At 43.6% G+C, this 22,725-nt stretch carries 13 protein-coding genes; all 13 read right to left on the bottom strand.

Translation table 11 applies throughout. The annotated features are described in order from the left end of the window. Positions 1 to 132: 132 nt before the first annotated feature. The gene (locus tag AC27IJ_RS18800; protein ID WP_487150189.1) at positions 133 to 636 is read right to left on the bottom strand and encodes a hypothetical protein; all 504 of its coding nucleotides are present in this window, start codon (positions 634 to 636) and stop codon (positions 133 to 135) included. Further along, on the bottom strand, positions 617 to 1,516 hold the full coding sequence (locus AC27IJ_RS18805; protein WP_487150191.1) for a peptidylprolyl isomerase: 900 nt from the start codon (positions 1,514 to 1,516) through the stop codon (positions 617 to 619). Before AC27IJ_RS18805 ends, AC27IJ_RS18800 begins: the two co-directional genes overlap by 20 nt. Beyond that, complete coding sequence (gene srtB, locus AC27IJ_RS18810; protein WP_312444470.1) at positions 1,506 to 2,291, bottom strand: class B sortase; 786 nt, start codon at positions 2,289 to 2,291, stop codon at positions 1,506 to 1,508. Before srtB ends, AC27IJ_RS18805 begins: the two co-directional genes overlap by 11 nt. 9 nt (positions 2,292 to 2,300) lie before the next feature. Then, a complete protein-coding gene (locus AC27IJ_RS18815) occupies positions 2,301 to 2,906 on the bottom strand; it encodes a hypothetical protein (protein ID WP_313257064.1) in 606 nt (201 codons plus the stop codon). A 26-nt stretch (positions 2,907 to 2,932) separates the two neighbouring features. Then, entirely contained in the window at positions 2,933 to 15,493 is a 12,561-nt protein-coding gene (locus AC27IJ_RS18820; RefSeq protein ID WP_487150194.1) for a hypothetical protein, read from the bottom strand. Position 15,494: 1 nt separating this feature from the next. After that, a complete protein-coding gene (locus AC27IJ_RS18825) occupies positions 15,495 to 16,301 on the bottom strand; it encodes a hypothetical protein (RefSeq protein ID WP_312444475.1) in 807 nt (268 codons plus the stop codon). Positions 16,302 to 16,417: 116 nt separating this feature from the next. Beyond that, complete coding sequence (locus AC27IJ_RS18830) at positions 16,418 to 16,975, bottom strand: hypothetical protein (RefSeq protein ID WP_312444477.1); 558 nt, start codon at positions 16,973 to 16,975, stop codon at positions 16,418 to 16,420. Further along, positions 16,972 to 17,517, bottom strand: a complete 546-nt coding sequence (locus tag AC27IJ_RS18835) for a hypothetical protein (RefSeq protein WP_312444480.1) — start codon at positions 17,515 to 17,517, stop codon at positions 16,972 to 16,974. Before AC27IJ_RS18835 ends, AC27IJ_RS18830 begins: the two co-directional genes overlap by 4 nt. 38 nt (positions 17,518 to 17,555) lie before the next feature. Continuing rightward, positions 17,556 to 18,410: a hypothetical protein gene (locus AC27IJ_RS18840; RefSeq protein WP_487150196.1), complete on the bottom strand. Its 855-nt coding sequence runs from the start codon at positions 18,408 to 18,410 to the stop codon at positions 17,556 to 17,558. A gap of 166 nt (positions 18,411 to 18,576) precedes the next feature. Next, the gene (locus AC27IJ_RS18845; protein ID WP_312444486.1) at positions 18,577 to 19,365 is read right to left on the bottom strand and encodes a hypothetical protein; all 789 of its coding nucleotides are present in this window, start codon (positions 19,363 to 19,365) and stop codon (positions 18,577 to 18,579) included. 97 nt (positions 19,366 to 19,462) lie between these two features. Then, positions 19,463 to 21,064 carry a hypothetical protein gene (locus tag AC27IJ_RS18850; protein WP_313257069.1) on the bottom strand — a complete coding sequence of 534 codons (1,602 nt, stop codon included), beginning with the start codon at positions 21,062 to 21,064 and terminating at the stop codon, positions 19,463 to 19,465. Positions 21,065 to 21,255: 191 nt separating this feature from the next. Continuing rightward, positions 21,256 to 21,774, bottom strand: a complete 519-nt coding sequence (locus AC27IJ_RS18855; protein ID WP_313257072.1) for a hypothetical protein — start codon at positions 21,772 to 21,774, stop codon at positions 21,256 to 21,258. A gap of 175 nt (positions 21,775 to 21,949) precedes the next feature. Then, positions 21,950 to 22,675 carry a LytR/AlgR family response regulator transcription factor gene (locus tag AC27IJ_RS18860; RefSeq protein ID WP_312444494.1) on the bottom strand — a complete coding sequence of 242 codons (726 nt, stop codon included), beginning with the start codon at positions 22,673 to 22,675 and terminating at the stop codon, positions 21,950 to 21,952. Between the last annotated feature and the right edge of the window lie 50 nt (positions 22,676 to 22,725).

A 22,725-nucleotide genomic window follows, 5' to 3' on the forward strand; every position in this document is an offset into this window, starting at 1 on the left:
TCATCATATCAGGAATCATCATATCTAACAACTGAATATACGTTAAGTATATCTCAAAAAAAATAACCACTATTCATATCAGAATGTATTCTGCTGCTCCAATCATTACAAAAATATAGAACATCTACCGGCTTATTCTACGGTTAATAAAACACTTGCTTCAATTTCTGTAATCTGCTCCATACTCTCCGGATCATACACCATGAATACAGCAGTAGCGGTATGCTCCCCGACTTCTGGTACCTGTTCCAGATCTACATAAGCATTTCGCTCTCCCGGCTTCAGTATATCTGAACAAAACAATTCTTCCCCCGTGTCATCCAAAATTAATTTCACCTTTACATACTGCTCATTCTCTGTTGGATTTCCGATCATCAGATTGCAGCGTTTGCCTCCCCTTGATACCGTTGGACTCGCATTCACCTGGATCATAAAATAAGAAGGTTCTTTTTGGTCTTCACTTTGCCCCGGGACATGGGTTGGGAGTACATATTCTCCATCCTTTGCATCCTCTGCGAACTGATAAGCGCTCTCCCTGCTGCCACTTTGTGAGCAGCCGGCGGTGAGCAGGGAAGCAAGGGCAATTAACAGCCCGGCTATTATGGCTTTTATATTTTTACTCAATGATTTTATCAACGATTTCAACGCTCTCAATCACCACATCTTTCTTCGGCTTTCGTTCTTCAGCTGATACCTTTACCTGGGTAATTGCTTCTGCTACATTCAGTCCCTCTACAATCTGGCCAAATACCGTATGACCATAATCCAGCCCCCAGGCACCTCCGACCTGGCTGTATCGCGCTGCGACAGGTGCATACTTTGCCTCATATTCACTTGGTATGCCATCGGTTGCAATGGCCTGAATTTCTTTATTTAAATCCTCCTCAAATTTTTGAATTTCCTCTTTACTCAGCTCTTTTTCCTTGCCAAGCTCTTCTAAGTCTTTCAGACGCAGATTCATCAGGTCATTCATATAGCAGTTAGCCGGGATAATCCGGTCATCTTCCGGGATTTCCTCTCTTACAAGCAGATAAAACTGGCTCAAGTTACTGTTGCGGGTATTGCCTCCGTCTCCGGCCATTGCAACTGCACCTTTAAAATGATATAGTCCATTATCTACCTCATCTTCAAACGGATCCCCCCAAAGACTTCTCTCCTCTGCTTCCGGATCTCCCGGTTTTCCGCCTTGGGTCAACTCCTCACGCTTTGCATAATAGAATAGGCTGCCATCGTAGTAACCTTCTTTTGCTAAACCGATAAAATTCTCAACTGCCTTGGGTGCCTGTTCCGGATACAGTAAAATGGTAACATCTCCGGCTGTAGTATGGAGAATCGCGTAAGGTCCATCGGATTCTACTAACTGTGGATTCTCAGCTGGCTCTGCCTGAATGGGAAAACTATCTGCAATATCCGGAGATATTTCTACATAGCTCTGTTTCTTTGCGCAGCCGGCGACCAATACAGCAGTCAGGCCAGCCAAGCATACCAGCGGAATTATCTTACTCTTATTTCTCATTCTGTTCATCCTCCATATCCCTTAAAACTCCATATACCGCATACCTGGCGTTGTTATATTCATAAGAACAGGTACAAAGTGCCAGTATTCGTTCATTTCTTTCAATTGCTACTGAACTTTTAAATGTTGAAGAAACCAAAAGCTTTTTCAACCATCTCTCCCGCGTCTCTGCACTTTCAAACATTAATGGAAATGATCCTATCTGACCATCCAGTATCTCTCCGGCAAATAAATCTACCCGATAATCCTTATCCGGAGTATACAAATACATAACAGGATGCTCCTCATAATAACTTTGTGTTTTATAACCAGAAAGAGAGGAGAACATCCGCCCTCCTCTGATATGATGACCATACAGAATGGTCACATCATCCTGAAACTCTTTCTGGTTATGGCTCTCCATGAAAATAGAACCTATGATATTTCTTTCACCATCAGCAGTATGATTCAGATAATAATCATTATCTATCCCCTGTACAACCGGATAATCAATATCTGATTCCGGTAACCAGATCCAGCCTGCAATATCTGGATTCCATTGTAACAATGTCTCAAAATCCGGCCTTTTCCTTGTATATGAATTCACGGCTGTAATATCCTCATCACCATCCATCACAGCGGCGGATTCCCGGAATGCCCTCTCTCTTATCTGGTTATATGCCTGCTCTGCCTGAACCCTGGGTTTCATCTCCTGATAAAAATTCCAACCACAAAAAACAACTCCTGCCAAACATAATAAGGACAGTCCCAAAAATAATAATCGTCTATTCTTCATCCTGATATCCTAATTAAGTATAATAACCTGAATCTTCACCTGAACCTGCCCGATATCATCCAAAGACTCCGGATCGGTCGCAATTACCTGGGCAGTACAAGCGTAGTTGCCAGCCGGAAGGTTTTGCTTTAACTTTATCTTATCAATATACTGTCCCGGTTTTAAACCCTGACTCTCATACAGCACTTCATTTGTATCATCTCTGCGAATCACTACACGACAGTAATAACGGTTCTCCGGAATATTCTCCAATCCAATAGAACCTTCGCTTTTTGCATCATTGAAAATGGCTTTGGCATTAATGGATACGTTAAACATACCTTCTTCCACAACAGAGTTAAGAATCCCCTGAACTTCTGTAGGTGTTTTTCCCTGCAAAGAACCATCCTGAGCCAACTTGTCAAACCAGTATCTGGTTGTCGCATCCATCACCTGATTCTGTGTATACCACCAATAGCCGCCACCGGCACCGGCAACGATAAGCAATAGCAGGATCAGAAGAAGGGCTTTTTTCTTCCCCTTCTTCCCTCCATTTTCATTGTTTACATTACCAGCTGCCGGGGCTTTTTCCGGGATTTTCTCTTGAGTAATTTGTGTTTCATTAATTTCTTCCAACGCTTAAATCCTCTCTTTCGACTGTGTTAAGGAGTCCTTCTGGGCGGAACAATCTCCACCTTATAATTTATCAGATATTTTGCTCTGGCATTAATTACACCGGAGTTAGAAGTTCCGTCCATGTATTTTTGTACTTCAGCCTTGGCAGATCCTTCAATCGGGAAGGAGGCATCCATATACTTATCCACAAACCCATTACCTACGGCTCCAACAAAGGTAAAGTTACCGGACGTCTGCGTTTTCAAAGTTCCGAGCACAATCGGTGCTGCAGTAACCGTTAATTCTGCGTAAGGCTGTAACGAGGTCTCTGCGATATCAAATCCCGTTCCGCCGGTGGCATCATCTAAGCCTTTTACGGCCAGGTACAAATCATTCTCAGCTGTTGTTACGGCCGCACTGGCAGTCAGATTCATCAAATAAGCCGGGTCAGTTGTAATACCTGTCTCTATCGTCTTATTCTTAAATCCGGTAATCGATACTTTCGCATCATAGATACCCTTGTTTTTAATCACATACTCCGGTGCAGTAAATAAATCAATACCTGCTGAAGAATCATTAACACTCATTAATTTGTTAGTACTGTCAAAAGAACCTCTCCGACGTACGACTAGGTAAATATCAGCCGGCACTTCAACTTTTAGAACTTCCCAATCCTGTAATTCGAGAACATCCGGGTCGCTTTCAGCTTCTACCAGGAATAAGTTCTCCGGTACCGTACTTCCCAAACGGAAATGTTCATGCTCCGCATCTGCATTCGGATTATAAGCCGAACTGCTGGTAAACCGTACCACATCTCTGCCTTTTACCGCATGATCCATATCGATCTCAAAGATCTGATTCTCCGGTATTGTCACCGCCGTCTGAATCACATGATCAGTTCCCCAGATCGGATTTTCTGCCGTTCCGGTATTCACAGAGGTTAAGTAGAATGTATTATGATGACCATCCAGTTTTTCCGGAGCACTTAAAATCGTAAAGGTTCCGTTCTGATATGCCACAGACCCTTTTGCAGCCTTGTTATTCTCAAACAAAGTACCGTCAACCGTCGTCGTGCCGCTGTTTGCGATGGCACCGCCATGCTGGCCATTAAGATCATTTTCCTGATCATAAGTATTGTTATTATTATAAAGGGTCACATTCGACAGAAGACTCAAAGCTCCGCCTCTTTCAACGGTTATCAGCGGTGCTTTTGCTTCACCGTTCCGGCTTACAACCGCACCGACCGGAAGATCGATACTGGTCTTCGGTTCACTGTGTCCGTCAAAGTATACATTCGCACTGAACTGGGCGGTTGAACCATCCTTGACATTCAGCAATACACCGGTAAAGTCCTCCACATCATATTCCGCCGCTGCTCCGGCCGCCGGATCCTGAATTGCAAAATCCGGCTGTATATAGCGGACAATGTTAATCTTATTGGTACTTCCCAGCATAACAGCTCCACCTGTGCCAATATAAGACTGTCCCGTCACCTGGATATCACTGTTTACTTGAATGGTACCGACTACATAAATCGTATTTCCACCCCGGGTTTTTAATAACTCAAAAGCTCTTGCCAATGTTTTTACAGGAAACTTCGGAGTCGAACCGGCAAACCGGTCACCCTGGTCATCGATACCGTTCGTTCCGTCAATATAGACTGCTACCGGCACCTGCAGCTCCAAGATATGCGGATATCCGCTGCGGTTTGACAGACAGAAGAAATCTTTTACCCGCTCTTCCAGCAGGAAATAACCGGCATCACTGGCTGTTGCGTTGATTCCAACCTGATAATGAACCATATCTCTGCCCATATACGAATCTCTTACCATTACATGGAAATTATTTTGTATTGGAGTACCATATACATCTACGGTCAAATAACGGCTGGTATTATGATTTGCCTCTTTGGTTCCGAATCCCTCCAGGAATATGCTTCCGCCAAAGTTCGTATAACGGCTGAAATGCAGGGATCCATTGCTGTATACATCCGTACCTCCGGAAATCACTTGATCACCTAATGCAAGGTTGGAAAATTCAGTATACTCAAGAATACAGGTTCCTTCATCCAGCAGCTCAATACCAGCGCTGCTGCCTTCCATAATATCAGAATCATTTAAGTGGCCGACTATGTATTCCGGTCCATTCTTATTTTTTTCATTGATATTATTAATAAACAGCGTTGCGGTTGGAACACCATTGCTCACACCCTCCGCACGATAACTTTGCAACACACCGCTTCCCTTTACCGTAATCAGCGGGGACTGAGCCACTACGGCCGGCGCCACTAAGGTTGGATTAATGCTGTCACTGCTGATAGAATGACCATCCAGATAAATACCGCTTAAAGTCAGTTTACCGCCATTACCGATATAGAACAGACTGTCGAGTAATGTCTCATTGCTGTATCCATCATAAACAGGATCAGCAGCATCATAACCTTTTGGCTGGGAATAACGTTTGAAATATACCTGACCCCGGATATTTATAGTCTCACCCGGATCCTTATAGTATCCTTCATAGTGAGAGGTTCCGTCACTATTGTAAACCTTAATATTCATTAGCTGAATATCGGATGGTTCACTGGTTCCACCAGTGATATCCAAAGTATCTACAACATAAATCAGAACACCATTGGTACCTGCCTGATTTCCAATCGCCTCAAAGGTCCGCTTTAACGTCTTAAACGCCTTCTCCGGAGTTGTTCCATCATGACTTGCATCATCTGACCCACTCTGACCATCCAGATAAATTACCCTCCTCAGACTCAATTCCAGAATGGAAGCATTGGAACTGTTGTTCACAATATCATACAATGCCTTGATCGCATCATCAAATGAATAATATTTCAGTTGCGTCTCACCCGGCACGGTACCGTCCTTATATCTAATCAATGGACGGCCATTGTAGTCATTGCCAACAGAAATCTGCAATGCGGATGAAGGTACATAGGAAGCATCCGGCTGTATAAACGCCGAAGTTATATCAGCTGTACCATTTAAATAAACGTTACCGGATATAACCGGTGAACCAGTCAGATACAGCTGTCCGAGGAATGATGGATTGCTTTCACTTGCATGGAGATAAATTGCACTTCCATATGTTGCATTGTTACCTTTTATCTCGCCGCCATTGATTGTCAGGATTCCGCGTTCGGCTACCTGAAAAGCACCGCCTTTTGAAGCCAAGTTATCCACAAATCCATCTTCGGCAATATAGTTGCCGTTGTTGTTGTTAAACGTAAAAACTGCGCCGCTTTCTACTGTCACACTGATCCTGGAAAGAATATTCACCAGGCTGTCACCATTACTTACCGGACTGTCTGTGCTTCTTCGTCCCTGAACCGTGATATCTTTAAATGTCAGGTTTATGTCCGGCTGAATCAAACAACCGTAATATGCCCGCCGGGGCTCCGGTGTCTCAGTACCATCGCTTTCATAAACAGCAAATCCGGTATAACGGCACATATAGGCAGTTTCCGGTAATGTCCAGACACTTTCGCTGCTTGTATTAATCGCCTTGCCGCATACATAAATCACATAATGTTCAGAGGTTCCGTGAGTCGTTAATACCCCCACACTCTTGGCTTTGGTAAAGCTCTTTACGGCCTGACTCGGCTTTAATCCGGTGTTCGTATCTTTACCGTTTACCGAATCAAGATAAACTGCCTTCATTAGAATTAAGCACTGTTCTTCCTTTACCCCGCTCACATTTCCGGCAAGGTTACTGGTTCTTCCCCGATCCAGTACATACGGATTCGACCGCACATCAAAATATGGAAGATATGAACTGACGTTTGTTACTTTATTGCCATCCGGCTCTACGACTACACTGCCTTTTCTAAAGTAGCTGATTCCCTGATTTAAGTACACGCGGTAGGAACGTCCTGTTTGATAAATATGATCACTTACTTTAATAGCACTTATGGTTTGGTATAAATAAATGCTGTCACTGATATCCGCACCGCCGCCGCGCAGTTCAAAACCCCTCTGTATAACATAAATTGGCGAGTAGTTATTGATTGACTGCTGTCCTGTTGCATTTGTAGTATTTCTGCTGATCTGTCCGCCGGAGAAAATCATTTGGGAAGAACTGTTGACTCCCTGATGGAAAATTGCACTGCCATATCCGCCTTCATTTCCACGGATAATTCCACCACTGATTGTTACAACACCGTCATAGTTTACAATCGCACCAGCCGCTGCCGGATCTGTACCCCTTGAAACAACCTTATTATTCTCGATCAGGCCGCCTCTCATCTCCATACTACTAGGAGCGGTAGCAGTGCTGTAAATATAAATCGTTCCGATACGGGCACTGATAGTTCTTCCATTCGGAGCATTTAGTTCATTATTTATTATCTGCCCCGATTTCATAATCAAATTACCTGGATAAGCAGTACTGATCCCCTGAACCATTACCGCAGAGGCAAACCAGTAATTACTGAAAGTACCGCTTGTTTCTCTTACTATATTCCGAATGGTTCCGCCGTTTATCTCAAGAGTACCGCCATAAACTTTCACACCCAATGCTGAGTAATCGCTATAGGTGGTCGTTACTGCCTTGTTGTTCTGCAATACTGCGCCTTCACCAAGGACAGCGGTCCTTCCTCTGCCAACCATCAGCAGCTGATCATTCAGGGCTGTTGTCAAAACAATACCATTCGCTGAACCTCCGTCAATTGTAATGTTTTTAAACGTAACGGTAGAGGCATAAACCGTACTGGTACTATCGTACAGCGTAATCAGAATACCGCCATACCCTTCATAACGGGTTACCAGTGGCTGCCATCTATGTCCACTCAGTGAATTAGTTACGAATCCGCCAGGATCAAATGACCAGTCTTCATCCCCTGCCAATACATTAACTGTTGATGTACAGATAATGATATTCGCCCCCGTCGTATAGTAACCGCCTCCCCGCAACAGTTCTCTGGCACGTTTAAAGGTTTTGACCGCAGTAGATGGAGTGTTGCCAGTGTTGTCATCATTCCCATTACCTGACAGATAAACATTATTTTCTCCCAGCAGCACAAGGTTTGGTGACAGCTCGACGATAGGCCGGCTGGCTGCCATTCCGTCAGCACTGACCTTGTTGAAATATGCCAGCTGGCTGCCCGCACCCGTAAGATCCGTAATAGCAACCATATCCGGTTGAACCACTGTCTTACCGGCAAAACCTTCAACCAGATGCAAATCATACTTTGGCGCCTGGCCGGTCGCAGCATGGGTCATTGTAATCGGTTTGGTACTGTTGTTCATATAAATCAGACCCTCAACCGTACTTCTTCCATCCAGTTCAATATATCCATAATTATCAATTACCCGGGCTACATAGGAGCTTGATGCATAAGGACTGTCACTGATCTTTACCCGCGCTTCCCCCTTAAGCCTTAAGGTTGAGTCAGTCCCTAAGTAGATCGCATCTGTATTTCCCTGAATAGACGGTGTAGTAAAGCTTCCATTATCCTTAATTCCATTTAATTCAATGATGACTTCATTGTGATAGCTTGTTGTGGAATCGCCGATCGTTGCTGCATAAACACCGCCGCCTTTGTTATCACAAATGGAAGCAAAATCATTTAAGGTAATTCTTGCTGTTCCGGCCCGATGATAGGAGGCAGCTGTTGAACGTGTTAAGTAAATCCCCGAACTTGCTGTGCTGCCATTATTAACAGTGGTGCCATTTCCGGATATTTTTGAAGTTCCGTTCATCGTCACCTGAATCGGACCGTTGGCATATATTCCGGCTCCCTGATTTCCGGAAGCAGCATCTGTGCTGCTGTAATAACCACTGCCGCCGATCATTGCATTGTCATTTAAAGTGATCTTTTGGTACCCAGTGCTTTCTGACCAGTTATTCTGAGTATGGACCAACTGAATTCCTGAACTGGAGTTACCGGATATTCTGGAGTCATCAAACATTTCTAGGTTCAGCTGCGATGCCCCGTAGGCGGTACTTCCGGTCACTATCGATTCGGAGATACCCATATTATTCTGTTCAATCGCTGCATAGTCTTCCATCCGGATGTTTATTGGACTGCTATTAATCTGATAAAAGTGAATACCATAGGCGGTTTTGTAAATCTTGCTATAATCTTTCATCAGAATATCAGCTGTAGATGTAGTGCTGCTGCGGCCCGTCGTATATATTCCGTATGTCCCGCCAGTAATCTGAGCCTTCTTTCCCATTGAAACAGAGCTGTTTTCTGCCGCTCCAAGGTAAATGCCATGGCTCATATCCGAAATCGAAACTGATTCTTCTTCGGATCCAAAAGCTTCCATATTCAGTAAAATTGTTACATCCTTTGCACTTGAACTATTTGCAGCAATACCACAAGTATTACTAATAACATTCGGATTACCAGTAATTCTTGCATTGTTTAACAATTCGACCCTCGGGGATATTCCACCACTTACGTAGATTCCATAATACCAATAGGATGTACTTGTGGATGTATCGCTAAGTATAATCGCCGCATTATCCTGCATCTTTACCGATGCCGTTGTTGTACTTGTAGGAGACAGATATACACCATAGGTTGTCGTGCTGCGATTCCCTCCATAAGTGATATTGGCCCGGTCTGACATCGTTAAAGAAGTATTGGTGCCCGCATAAATACCATATGTAAAATATGCACTCTGCATCGTTGCAATGCTGGCATCTGCTGACATATCAATCGTCGAATCATTACCGGAAATATACATAGCCCCACTCGCGGCATTACCAACTTCTATTCTGGCATTCTCCTTCATTTCAACGGTGGTATTTGCATAAGAGGAATAAATCAGATAGCTATTCAGCAGCGTGGAACCTGGTCCCTGCATAATAGCACTGTTTCCTTCCATAGAAACTGAGACATTCGATCCCCCAATCCATATACCATAGCCGGAAAAGCTGGTAACTTTTTCAACCGTATTATCTGTGATAATCTTTGCCTCTCCCAGCATCGACATTTTGGCTGATCCATACAACCTGACCATATACTGTGACTGGTTATTATATAGCTGTTTGTTCACTTCACCATTCTCGCCGTCAAGTGTCACTTCACCATAAATATCCAGTACGCTGTAGTAATTATTCCTGATCATCGAATCTCCGGTCAGGGTCACGTGAGTACCTGCAGAACCATAGATAACCGGGCTGTATGAACTCTGATCAGCAAGAACGACTGTATCCGCCATACCATCAATAATTAGCCTTCCGGCAGTAAATGACACTGTATTGCTGCCATTCCCAACTTTAATCATCGGCTGCCGCACAAAGGAGGCAAACCGGCGTACCTGCGGCTCATATACCGGGGTCCCATTGCGTTCTTCCGCAATCGCATAATACTCATTTACATCTGTATACAGCGTATCTTCATAATTAAGTTCCCAGTATTCATTGGTGTTAATATCTACCTGACCGCAAATGTAGATAAATGGCGCAAATCCTTCCCTTTCTTCCTCCAAAAGGGTACTGTCATGAATAGCAGCCTCGTTAATCCTATTTTGCAAAACCTCTTTTGCCCGATCAAAAGTAGCAACCGCATCAGCCGGCGAGGTACCGCCATTGTTGTCATTTCCACCGGTTCCATCACTTTTATATCCGGCTAAATACACACCCTGACCAACAATAATGACATTCGTTCTGTTGGTATTAACTGCATCTTTAAATCCACCCAGTTCACTTCTTCTTGGCAGCTCACCACCGCGATAATGATCTAAATTGCCCATTGCACTCAACAAAGCAGGATATTGCCTGTTTACCTGAGTTGCCGCAGATAGATCTGCATTTGGTTCCATCATTGCCCGGTTAGCAGCACTTCCCAATGGTTTCAGTACTACACTACCGGATTGAAACATCTCATTATTTAAATCAATCGGAAAGGCGCCATAAGCCGTATTATCGTTTAGCGGCGCTGCAAGCACTGTCAGGAAAGAGCTTCCTGAATTTAAAAAGATAACATCAGGATGGGTCCCTTCTTTCTTATCCGCGGTTACCTTACTGAAATCAAAATACTTATAGTAGGTACTGGTTGATGTATCGTCAATATAGATATTGTACACACCCTCCACCTGCTTAGATGTAACCGGCTGCTTAAAATATCCATTGAAAATATCAATGTTTGCATATCCGCTTAAATAGAAATTGCTTCCCTGCACATCCGCACTGTTCTGGATTGGACCGGCAATATCCATCATAAATGTGTTGCCGGTTGCAATAGAAATCCCGCCGCCATAACCCGCATGGTTATCCTTTATTTCAAATTTTCCTTCATCCGTTTCTGACAGATACATATAAGCACTGGTACTTGCCAAATAGATCCCGCCGCCACTATTGGTTGCGGTATTGTCTGCAATGGAAGAATCCTGCATATAATAACGGCCGCTGTTAATTGCCAGTGCGGCTCCATCCGCTGCCCGATTGTCAGAGATCACCACATTCCTGAAATAGGCGTAAGAGTATGAGCTGGCAGAATAGATTCCTCCGCCCTGTGAAACCGCTTCATTGTTGCTGATCAATACATTCTCAGCATGCCAGCTGCCACCGATATGAGTGACCCCGCCGCCATAAGAACCGGAGCTACCTGTATTGGTGATTTTATTGCCGCTGATTTCAATTGCTCCCGGTGTAGTTGCCATCATATAAACATGAGCAGACGTAGTAGAAACACCACCTATGTAAAGTCCGCCGGTATGCTGTGTTGCAGAGTTATTAATAATCTTAGTTCCATCTTCCAGAGTAAGAGTTCCATAGCCATAGAAGTAAACACCTCCGGAATCACCAGAGCTGCTGGCACGATATGCTATCCCTTTATTTTCCTCTATGATGGTTTCCTTTAAAGTCAAAGAAATATTTTTTCCGGAGCTTCCAGCTGCATAAATTCCTCCGCCGCGTCCGGCTCTGTTATTAGAAACCGTTGTATCAGTTATCGAAAGAGTATTACCACCGGCAAGATATATACCACCGCCCTGGCCATAATTCGCCACATCATAGTCGGCCCAGTACTCATATCCCGTTTCATTCTCAGTTATCGTACTTCCGGTGATTGTATGGCTGTTTGTACCGGCTTCAATATAGATACCGGCACCTTTTACGTGGGCATATGCCGTAAAAGCACCATGGTTCCCTTTCACCAATCCGTCTTTCATAGTAAGCGTACCGTTTGGCCCTACATAAATTCCAACCCCAGAATTTATTGATGTACTGATGTTGCTGACTCCGCCGCCTACGTTATCAGAAATGGCCGCATTGTTAATAGTCAGACTGCCATTCGCATAGATACCTGTGCCATAAGCCAGATATGCTTTATTATTTCTGATTAACGTATCTTCCGGTGCACCAGTTCCGTCACCGATTTTTACTATTGTATCAGCGCCCGCAGATATACCGGCTCCCTGTGAGTACAGTAAGGTGCTATTTGTATTTGAAATACGATATACCAGTATACTGTTATCAGAAATCTCACCCTTATTCATAATAAAGGCTGTCCCGGCATCCACAAGATAAACACCTGCGCCATATTGATATGTCTGGTTTCCGGTAATGCTGCCGCCGTTCATGGTAAATTGGGCGCCATCACTTAAAGCCACACCGCCTCCGGCTTTATGAGTGGTTATTCCGGCAGTATAATAATCCGCACGATAAGAATTGTTCTTCTGAATAAAACCATTATTCATCTCTACTGTGGTACCGCTTCCGGCAGCAACCACACCCTGTTCCCGTTTCTCAATCGAACCAGTCCAGCCCGCTTCCATCACAAAGCGGCTGCCTCCGGTAACCGTTACGTGGTTGCCCAGGGTGAGATCTTTTTGATCAAAACCGGAACTCTTCAGACGAGTTCCGGTCAGAGTAGTCTCTCCCCTTAAGTTCAGAGTTCCGCCTGCCTCTACCTTAATCGTAACACTGTCAGTGTCGTCCACCATATTACGGATAAAAACGTCACGTATGTTCAAAATACCGCTTCCTGTTACTTTGATCAAAGTCTTTGGAACTTCGTGACGCGGTACTTTCACATTGCCCGCTCCCTGACTTGCAATATTATCAATATGAGATACGACTTCTGTCTTAACATCAGTACCTCTCGCGTAGTCATAACGGGTTTCTAAATTCCATTCCGGTTCACTGGCAGAGTCTACGGTCACAGTATTACAGATATAGATTACTTCCGGCATGGGAAAGTCAGCTTCAATTTTATCTAATGTCATTCCAGTTGCATCTTGTCTGGCCTGCAGACTCTTGGTCATCTCCTCCTGCCAGATCGTTCTTGCTCTGGTCCAGGTTTTCACCGGATAGTCGCAAGATGCACCGTAATTTCTGTCATCGCCGTCTACACCGTCAATATAAATACCATCAAAGTAATAAACCGCATAAAGTTCTATATTCTGAGCTGTTACAACACTGTCATCCTCTCCTGTATCCTGACGCAGAGACCAGTCAATACTTGAAAGGCCGCCATTTGCTACAGACCGGTTGGAACCATGCAGCTTTATCCTGCCAAGCAGTGCCTGACCTATTGAATCTGCTTTTGCAATCGGATCCGCATCATTGGTGATTGCTGATTCCAGATCTCCACCAGGTACCACTACATCTACATATCGGTATGCTACGTTCTTATTAATACCACCAAAGAATACTCTTAAGTCGCCATCATTTACAGAATTCACACTACATACCTGAATCGGGTGACTTGCCAAATCAAAGAAAGCATTTAACTGGATATATCCCTTTTCTTCTGTCCTGACATTCTTTTCGATGATAAGATCTCCCTCATTTACCATAATCGTCTGAGCTTCGGTCTCATTACCGTTATTATCATACATTCCGCCAAGGTAAAGATTTTCTACAATCAAGGTCTTGTTTTCCGGTACAATGATTGCCGGCTGTGCAGTAGAATTCCATGTGCCAAGAGGAGTTATCAATGAAGCTTCGGCTGATGCCAGATAAAACTCTCCGCTCGAAAGCTGCTCCAGATATTCACCGGCGTTTTCATCCCCCAAATTTAAGGATCGCATGGCTACAACAATACCATTGGCCTTCTTAGCCTCCTCGGCTGCCGCTCTCCAGGTTTTAAGCGGAGCGCGCGGATTTGATCCATCATACAATGCATCATCGCCTGCCGGATAATTCTCCCCATCAACAGTCATAGCAGCTCCCGGATTCCAGTAAATAACTTTTGCTTCACCTAAAGAACGGCTTGCAATCAAAGTCTTACGGGTCAGAGTCTCATCCTCAAAGGCAAAGAGCCGGGACATGATTTCAACTCCTGATCCTGTGTCTCTTAACTGGGCAGCTGCCTCAGTCTCTACCTGCAGATTCCAGTTATCGGATTCTGCCAGAGTAAAATAGCCTAAAAACTCTTCCTCAGTTGCATCATCCGCATAAAGCGTTGTCACCAGTTCACGTGATTCTGCCTTGCCATCATCTCTTACTTCCAGATGATATTCGCTGCCGCCTTCAAATCCTTGAATTAACTCAATAATCGGCTCTCTCCAGGTGCTGGCTGAGGTCCTGTCTTCAATCAGTTCAACATTCTCTTCGTCAGTATCTAATATATAATTATCAATATTAAAGGTTGCTTCTCCTGCCGCTCTTGCTTGACTGGCGGTTGAAGCCAGCGGTTGCAGCGGAAGTACTTTCTTAATTCGTCCATTTTCTTCTGCCGCCGTATCATCCGTATCCGCAGCATTGGAAGGAGTTCCAGTATCTTCTTTCCACTCTATGCCTTTAAGCTCACTGCGGTAATCCATTATAACAGATCCATTAATACAGACATTCTGTCCCATTTGAAGGACGCCGCCCCGAACATAAACCAACTCGGTCTCATCAGGTTCATAAGCCGGGTCTTCTGCTTCAAGCAGAACATTCATCAATGTCAATTGTCCGCCATTCACATAAAACAACGCATCACTCTCATAAGGACGTTCCGGCCAGGATGCTATGCGGATATTCCCTGCATTTAACACATACAGTTCACCGTCTGCTACCTCCATCGGATTCATTGCATAAATAGTAATATCCGAAGAATCCAGTCCTTCTTTCTCCTTCAGCTCTTCTGCACGCTCAATTGCCTTTGCAAGAGTTTTTACAGGCTTTACCGGACTCAACCCATTGGCAGTATCCCTCCCCATTCTTGCCCTGGATGAGGTTGCATTGGACGCGGTCGCTGTGGCATTCGATGCGGTTGCCAGTTCTGCAGGCAGCTGACCGCCCGGATTCCAATAAATTGCATAAGCAGCATCATCCAAAGGTTCTAATGGCAGAGTTTCCTTAATGCGGTCTGCTCCACCCTCAATTGGTTCTAATGGCAGAGTTTCTTCTATGCGGTCCCCTCCATCTTCAATTGGTTCTAATGGCAAAGTTTCCTCTATGCGGTTTCCTCCATCTTCAACTGGTTCTGACGGCAAAGTTTCCTCTATGCGGTCTGTCCCATCTTCAGTTATTTCTGATGGCAGAGTTTCCTCTATGCGGCCTCCTCCATCTTCAATTGTTTCTGACGGAAGCATTTCCTCTATCCGTTCATTTTCCATTGATGTGGTTTCTGCCAGAACCATTAGCTCCTGAGTGGGAAGGATCATAAGTAAGCACAAAAGGAAGGCTGTAAATCTTTTAAATTTTGTCATTCTATTCTCTCCTTTTCGTCTCTTTACTCTCATTATCCAACCTCGACAATTTCCAGATTGCTCCTCCTGCAAGCAGGAAGAATATAAATCCAAATGCCCAATAAAGAAGAGCTCCTTCCACACCGGTTTTGGGGATTCCGCCAGTTCCGGTTCCTCCCCCGTAGCCCAATGGAGGCATTTTATCCGGAATATCAGAAGGGAGCTTATCTAAAGGAGTGCCTCCGGGAAAGCTTCCCCCCGGAACAGTTTTATCAGGTACTGTTTCTTTATCATCACTATCTTCGCCATTCTTCTTCTGATACAATTTTATGGTAATCGTCTCCGGAACCTTTTCCCCTTTTAAAATATAGCTTCCGTTGTGAGGGTAGGGAAGCCATCCGGCTTTATAAACCCGGTACTGAATATTATTATCATTTAGATACACTAACGTACCATTAAACGTATAATTCTTATCGTTCTTAATGAACTGGTCACTGTCCGATATAGAAGAGGCCATGTTATATGCTACATCCAACTCATAAATACCGTCACTATCCGTTAATCCAAACAAAACATATCGGTTCAGACTCGGGATAAATATTTCCACTGACACACCTGCGATCGGATTATTAAGGTCTCTATCTAAGACCAGAAAACGTAATTTCCCCATATAATCAACGACCACACCTGCCACAATATCGGTCTGCCCATTTCTTTTTGGCACTGTTCCTCCGCCAGGACTATTGTCATCTGCCCAGACAGGAAAACAGGCAAAAAGAAACAACAGGCCGCATATCAGCCATGATAAAAGGATTCTCTTTCTGCCCATAATACCCACCTCCGTTCTACTACAATGTATTTATGGGTAAGGTTCACGACAGCCAGCCGTGTCCTTTCGCAGCCGTTCGATTATGCAGGCTGAACTGCTGTTTTTTCTTGCAAATCTTATCCGTTTTCTCTTGACTTTTTATTCGCAGACTTAATAATTACGACTACCTTCCAAGCTGTCTCACCTGCATATTCTTCACCTTTTGTATAAAAGCTCCAGACTGCAGTACAAGGATAAAACCCTTGTTTAAGACCGCCGGTCAAGTGAACTTCTTCTATGTAATATCCAGGCTCAATCAAATCGGATTCATAAACCACTTCTCCGGTTGCATCCCGTACAATCCTTACGGTACAGCTAAAATCATTCTTTATATCATTTGCAATTCTGGCTTTTCCAGGTGCATCCGCATGATCAAAATAAATCTGACGTTCCAGAGAAACATATTTCATATTTTTGACCAGTTCCTGGTTTCTCAAATCTCTTACAATTGCATCATCTTCACCTTCGGCCAGCTCCTGTTTCCATTCAAGTTCTGATTTGGCATATTCTTTACGAGTCTTCTGATTACTGAACATTTTCTGTAAGCCCATTCCTACAAAAAACGAACCGGCCAGCAAGCAGATAACCGCTATGAGCATTAAGCAATAGCGAAATTTGTTGTTATTTAGCTTCATTGATAGAAAAGACCATCCATCACATGAAGTACAATTTTTACATTTGCTTCAGAGATCTTATCCTCAGTCTCATCCAAAGAGTATGTGGTGAAGTGTGCTGTCGCCTGATAATCTCCTGCCTGAAGCGTTTTATTTAACTCGATATATTCAATATAAAATCCAGGGTCAATCAGTCCTGACTGATAAATAACATCTCCAGCGTCATCCAGTCTGATATCTACCTGGAAGGAATAATGGTTTGCAGCAATATTCTCGATTGCAATCCGCCCTTTCTTTCCTCCATATTCAAATACCGGACCGGCCGCTATTCCGATATCCACCATACCTTCTGCTACCTTGGTACTTAATATATCCACAATTTCCTGGTCTGTCTTACCCGGAAGCATACCACCCAAAGCCAGCTCATCTCTTGTTAAGCGGCTTAAATTATTATCTTTGGTCATCTGATAATAGATACCTGATCCAACTCCGATCAGAAGCAACAGGAGAATAATAATGATCCATAATAACTTACTTTTTTTCTTTTCTTTTTGCACTGCCATTTTTCCAGTCCTTTACTTTTTTTCTATTTTCAGATTACTTATGGCGTTACTTCAGGAAGTTCTCCCGGTATCACCTGCCAAAAAATCGCTCCGACTTTTAACGACTCTTCTACCTGCTTATACTCGCTCTGCATTCCGCCTACCTTAACACCTACTGTGACAAATGTCTCTGAGGGTATATGAGCAGTTCCTGCCGCAGTATACCCATGTGTCAGCACATCTTCCGGTGCATTCAAAGCAATTTTATCTGCATACCAAAATACATCCTTAAGCTCCGTACTGCTATCTTCATAACTTATTGTCACCTGACCAGGATCAGAAAATGCAACATTATCAATCAGCATCTGATACTCTTTAAAATTAGTCTGTGACGATGCTCCATCCCATGTCGGATCATATCCTACCGTCTTCCAGTAATGCGTCTTCCCTTCATCACTGTCATAGCCGGCAATAAATGGCTTTAACTCAACCGGCAATCCCTCTCTTGGTGGATTCTCTTCTTCCAGATGCTCTTCTCTTACATCAGTTGAGTAATTCAGGATTGGGATTGTATGTTCCGATATCGTCTGCAATTCAAATTCGGCCGTTATTCCTGTTCCTGAATCGGAAGGTACACTGACATGTACTTTTGCATTCGGCAAAATTAAGTTTCCATTCTCTGCTGACACCGGATACGTATCACTGCTGTCAACACTTCCACGCACTACAAATCCATACGCCAAAGGTACGGTTACCGATACCCTTGCTTCTGATGGTATCTGAGTTACACTCAACCACACGTTGGACGTCGGACCTTCGCTTGCTAACGCAGAAAAGCACAGGCAGCCCGTACATACAAATCCAACTGTGGCAAGTATAACTTTATATTTTTTCCATCGTCTCATAGGATTCATTTATTTTCCTCTTTTCCATTCTGGCTGGTTCCGGAAATCTCTTGCAAGTAAACTGCCTTCCCCCTGCGGTTTATTTACAACAAATCTCCGGAGAATCTCCTTTCGGAAATTCTCCCGGGACTTTAACTGATCATCATTGGCGTTTATGTACTTTCCTTAAATTTAATTAAGGCTGAAGGTAATCCTCGTTAGGTGCAGTGTCAACATCATTCTGCATCTCTGCACTGATCGTCCATACGATGTTACCAATCTTTGCAGACTCTTCTACCTGCGTATACTGGCCCTTTTTTCCACCTACAAGTACATCAAACTTTGCATGATGAGTCTCTCCTACAATTGCATAATCATCACTATCTACGTTAGAGTAGCTTAAATCACCTAATGGGTCTGTGTTAGGTGCTGCAAGACTAATACCGGTACCAGCCATCTGAAGTCCGCCGTTTGCCACTGTATCAAACTTGTTTTCATCAACGCTTATATTGTACTTCTTAAAATCATTTAATCCGGTGTTGCTGCTGGTTGTATGCGTCCAGTATTTTCTGGATGCGTCATCCCCTTCATTCTTGATGTTTCCATTAATCTTAACTGCCAGACCTTCTCTTTGGCCTGAAGCATTCTTGAAGGTAGAATAGTTAGTAAATGGCAGTTTTCCTTCAACGGTAAGATTTCCTTCTGTCTGCAGGTTATAAACTGCACCTTGCCCGCCTACTGACGGAGTGGTTACATCTACCTTAACGTTTGGAAGGTAAATGTCTCCGTTCGCACTGGTTACAGGACTGTTATCAGTTACTGTAGTAGTACCTTTTACTACGAATGCAAACAGAGTCGGAACTTCTACTTTTACTTTTGCATCCAAATCTTCGATAATAATACCTGCCCATACATCAGTGCCGGTTGATGCAGGAACAGCTCCTCCTGGATCAGCCATTGCCGGCATCACCATACTTGTTGCCATCGCGCCTGCTAATAATGCTGTTATGAGTCTCTTCTTCATTTTTCTTTCTCTCCTTTTTGATAATTTAAGTTATATGATAAAAGGAACAATAACCTTTCTATCCAATGGTGATCATTGGAAAGTCCACCTGATTCTTTGGCCTTTCCTGATTGTTTACGGATCTGCTGTCATCAGCCTGCCAGTAAACCTGATTCCTAATCGGAAAATCCGGCGGTGTACAAAGAAACACCTTTACCTGAAAGGCTAATTCCCTTTCTTCTCCCGGAAGGATACTCTCCAGCATCCAGGTTATATACTGCCGTCCATCGACAACACCATAGGTACCTTCGTCTTCCACTGAAACAAAACTGGTATGCTCCGGAAGATAATCGCGGATACGCACATCCTTAATCTCTTCCTCACTGTCATTGCGAAGAACCATTCTATATGTAAGTATCTCATTCGGAAGTACCCGGGACTGCATTCCATGGCTGGCAGCAACTTCTGCACCAAAGGAAATGTTGATATCCAATGCCTCATCTGATTCCCTGGCATTTCCTGCTGATTGTTTATTTTGTGAATTCTGTTCCTGGGCCTGAGATTCTTCTGACTGCGGATCTGTTGCTGTCTCAGTCTCTGCTGAGCTCTCCGGAATCGTTTCCGGACTTGTTGTTGTTTCTTTCGCTAAAGTAGTTTTTTCTCTATCTGAACCCGAATCCCCTCCTGAGCCATAATCTTTTGTCGGATTATGTGTCTCTGGCGGTGCTTCCTCCGTAGTTGTCTCTTCCTCTGTTGTCTCCTGCGGACTGCTTTCCTCCGCAGTTGTTTCTGCCTCTGTTGTCTCCTGCGGGCTGCTTTCCTCCGTAGTTGTTTCTGCCTCTGTTGTCTCCTGCGGGCTGCTTTCCTCCGTAGTTGTTTCTGCCTCTGTTGTCTCTGGCGGGCTGCTTTCCTCCGCAGTCGTTTCTTCCGGTTCTGTCGTGGTCTCGTTCTCAGGTAAAAGCACCGCCGAAATCAGTTCTTCATATCCAGGTAAATCAAATATAATGCTGGTCGGTTCGTTTACCGAAACAAAACCACAATCATACCAATATGTAATCGTAATACTGGAATACATGTTTACTTCTTCTTTAAACTCGGTATAGAGGATTACATCGCTGTTCTCAGTGTAACAAAGCATTACATCTCCAACATGGACTCCGCCGCTTAGAACTAACTCTTCCCAGAATTCACTGTCCAGGGAAAGTCCTTCGATCCGTCCCAGATTCCATGTTACGCTGTCTCCGTCGCCCAATCCATAAGCTTGTGGATATATCGTCACTTTCAATTGGTGTTTAACAGCAGTATTAGGTTTGATTTTCTGATTTTCTTTTAAGGTAATATTCCAATTATCGCTGTCAACAATGGCAATTCCATTCAACGAGACCTGAAACCATGTAGGAATAATAGCATTTTCATTGTCTGCTTCCTGTTCCAGCAGTTCCTGCAAACTCAGCCGGCCCGGATGACCTGCAGATAACGGCGTCACCAATGATTTCGACGCTCTTGAAGGCGTTGCCAGTGTACTGGCTCTTTCTCCCTTTGCTTTTACACCAAACGCACTTTCAATGTGCCTCGTCTCTGCAAAGGAGGCTAACGAAACAGCAGCTATCAAGGCTACTATCAAACCCGCACTTGCATACAGCTTGGTAAGCCACCCGATTCTTTTCCGGTTTTTATCCATATCTTCACCTCTGTTTAACACGATTAACAATGTGCTACTACTACGCCCTCTCTGCCTTCTTCTTTCACAACATCGCCTAAACCGTCCAGATCTTTGACTTTTCGGTTACTGCCTGCAACGATGTAGAGAGCAACCGGAATGCTGCATACTAAAATAATCAGTTCAATAATATTACTAACTGTTATAAGTCATCACCTCCTCTTAAGTGCTTTAACGCTTTCTCTTTTGTACCAGTTTAAAACTAAACTATTGTACCAAAGCGCTGCTATCGTACACACCCAGACGCCTCCAATCGATGCTGATAATGCTAAATCCAAACGATTGATACCAGGCTCATCTTCCTGAGTGGAATCAGAATCCGGAGACGGCGGCTCAATTCTGACTGTCCGTACCTCTTCCCGATGGCATCCCTGACACTCTCTCCGCTCAATCCTTATCCCTGATTCCGGTCTTTCTTCCACCACTTTCCAGTCTCCATAATGATGACCGGTCGCCGGCAGATATTCTATATAAGTATATCCGCACAAGGTACACACATTTTCAACTTGACCTTCTGATTCTTCTGAATTCAGTATTAATATATGGCTTTCAAATTCATGCTGCTCGCCGCCGGTGCAGGCAGGATGCGCATCCGCATACCCGACTCCACAACATAGGATAGTTAACAACAGCGTACACAGCAACATAAGAAGCTTTTTTCTTACTTGCAATTACCTGCCCCCCTATCCTATCTTTTTAATAACCAGATAGTTGTAAGCATTCTATCTGCATATGTATTTTGGTTATTTCCCTTATTTTGATTAACAATTCCTTCCAACATTACTTTAGCCCATCTTTCTCAATTTGTGTTGATTCGTGGATAAACGGCAGTCTTTATGCTCCAAACTACACTACTCTTCTCGCTTCTGCGAATGCTTCCATTTCCCGTTTCAATTCTGAGTAATAGTTTCTCCCTACCGGTAACACCTCTCCCGTATCCAATATTATTTCTTTAAATGAAATAGTTCTGATATGAGATATTGCCGCCACATAAGACTTATGAACCCTTACAAAACCGTAATCCTTTAACCTTAATTCAATTTTACCAATGGTCGAATAGAAGCTAAACTGGTCACTCCCGAAATAAACGGTCACAATCCGTTTTATGACTTCAAAGTAATGAATTTTTTTAATCTCAATCTTTCGGAATTCACCAGCACCTGTACACATAATGTATTCTGTTTGCTTTTCTTGTACTGATTTTACTGCCTGCATAAAAATATCTTCGAATTTTTCTACCGTTGTTTCTCCTTTTACAACATAATGCAATGCTTTCACATCAAATGCCGTAGAGTAAAAATCTTTAGAAACTGTAAAAAACACAATTTCACTGATACAACCCTGACCTCTCAGCTTTCTGGCGACCTCATCCCCCTGAATCCCGTTCATCCTCATATCCAGATAAATAATGTCTGGATAACTCTTAAGACTCTGCAAATGGAACAGCAATTCTTCTCCTTTGTGATATAAAGAAAACTCCACATCGACTTGATGAATTGACGCTAACAGTTCCAAACGCTTTTTACATTGTTCCAGTTCTTGTTCATTATCATCACAAATTGCGATAATCACGCTTTATCCTCCTCTTTAAGTCAAGCACCATTTAATAAGTACTTGCATTT

This window comes from Lacrimispora sp. YZC11 (genome assembly GCF_057543815.1).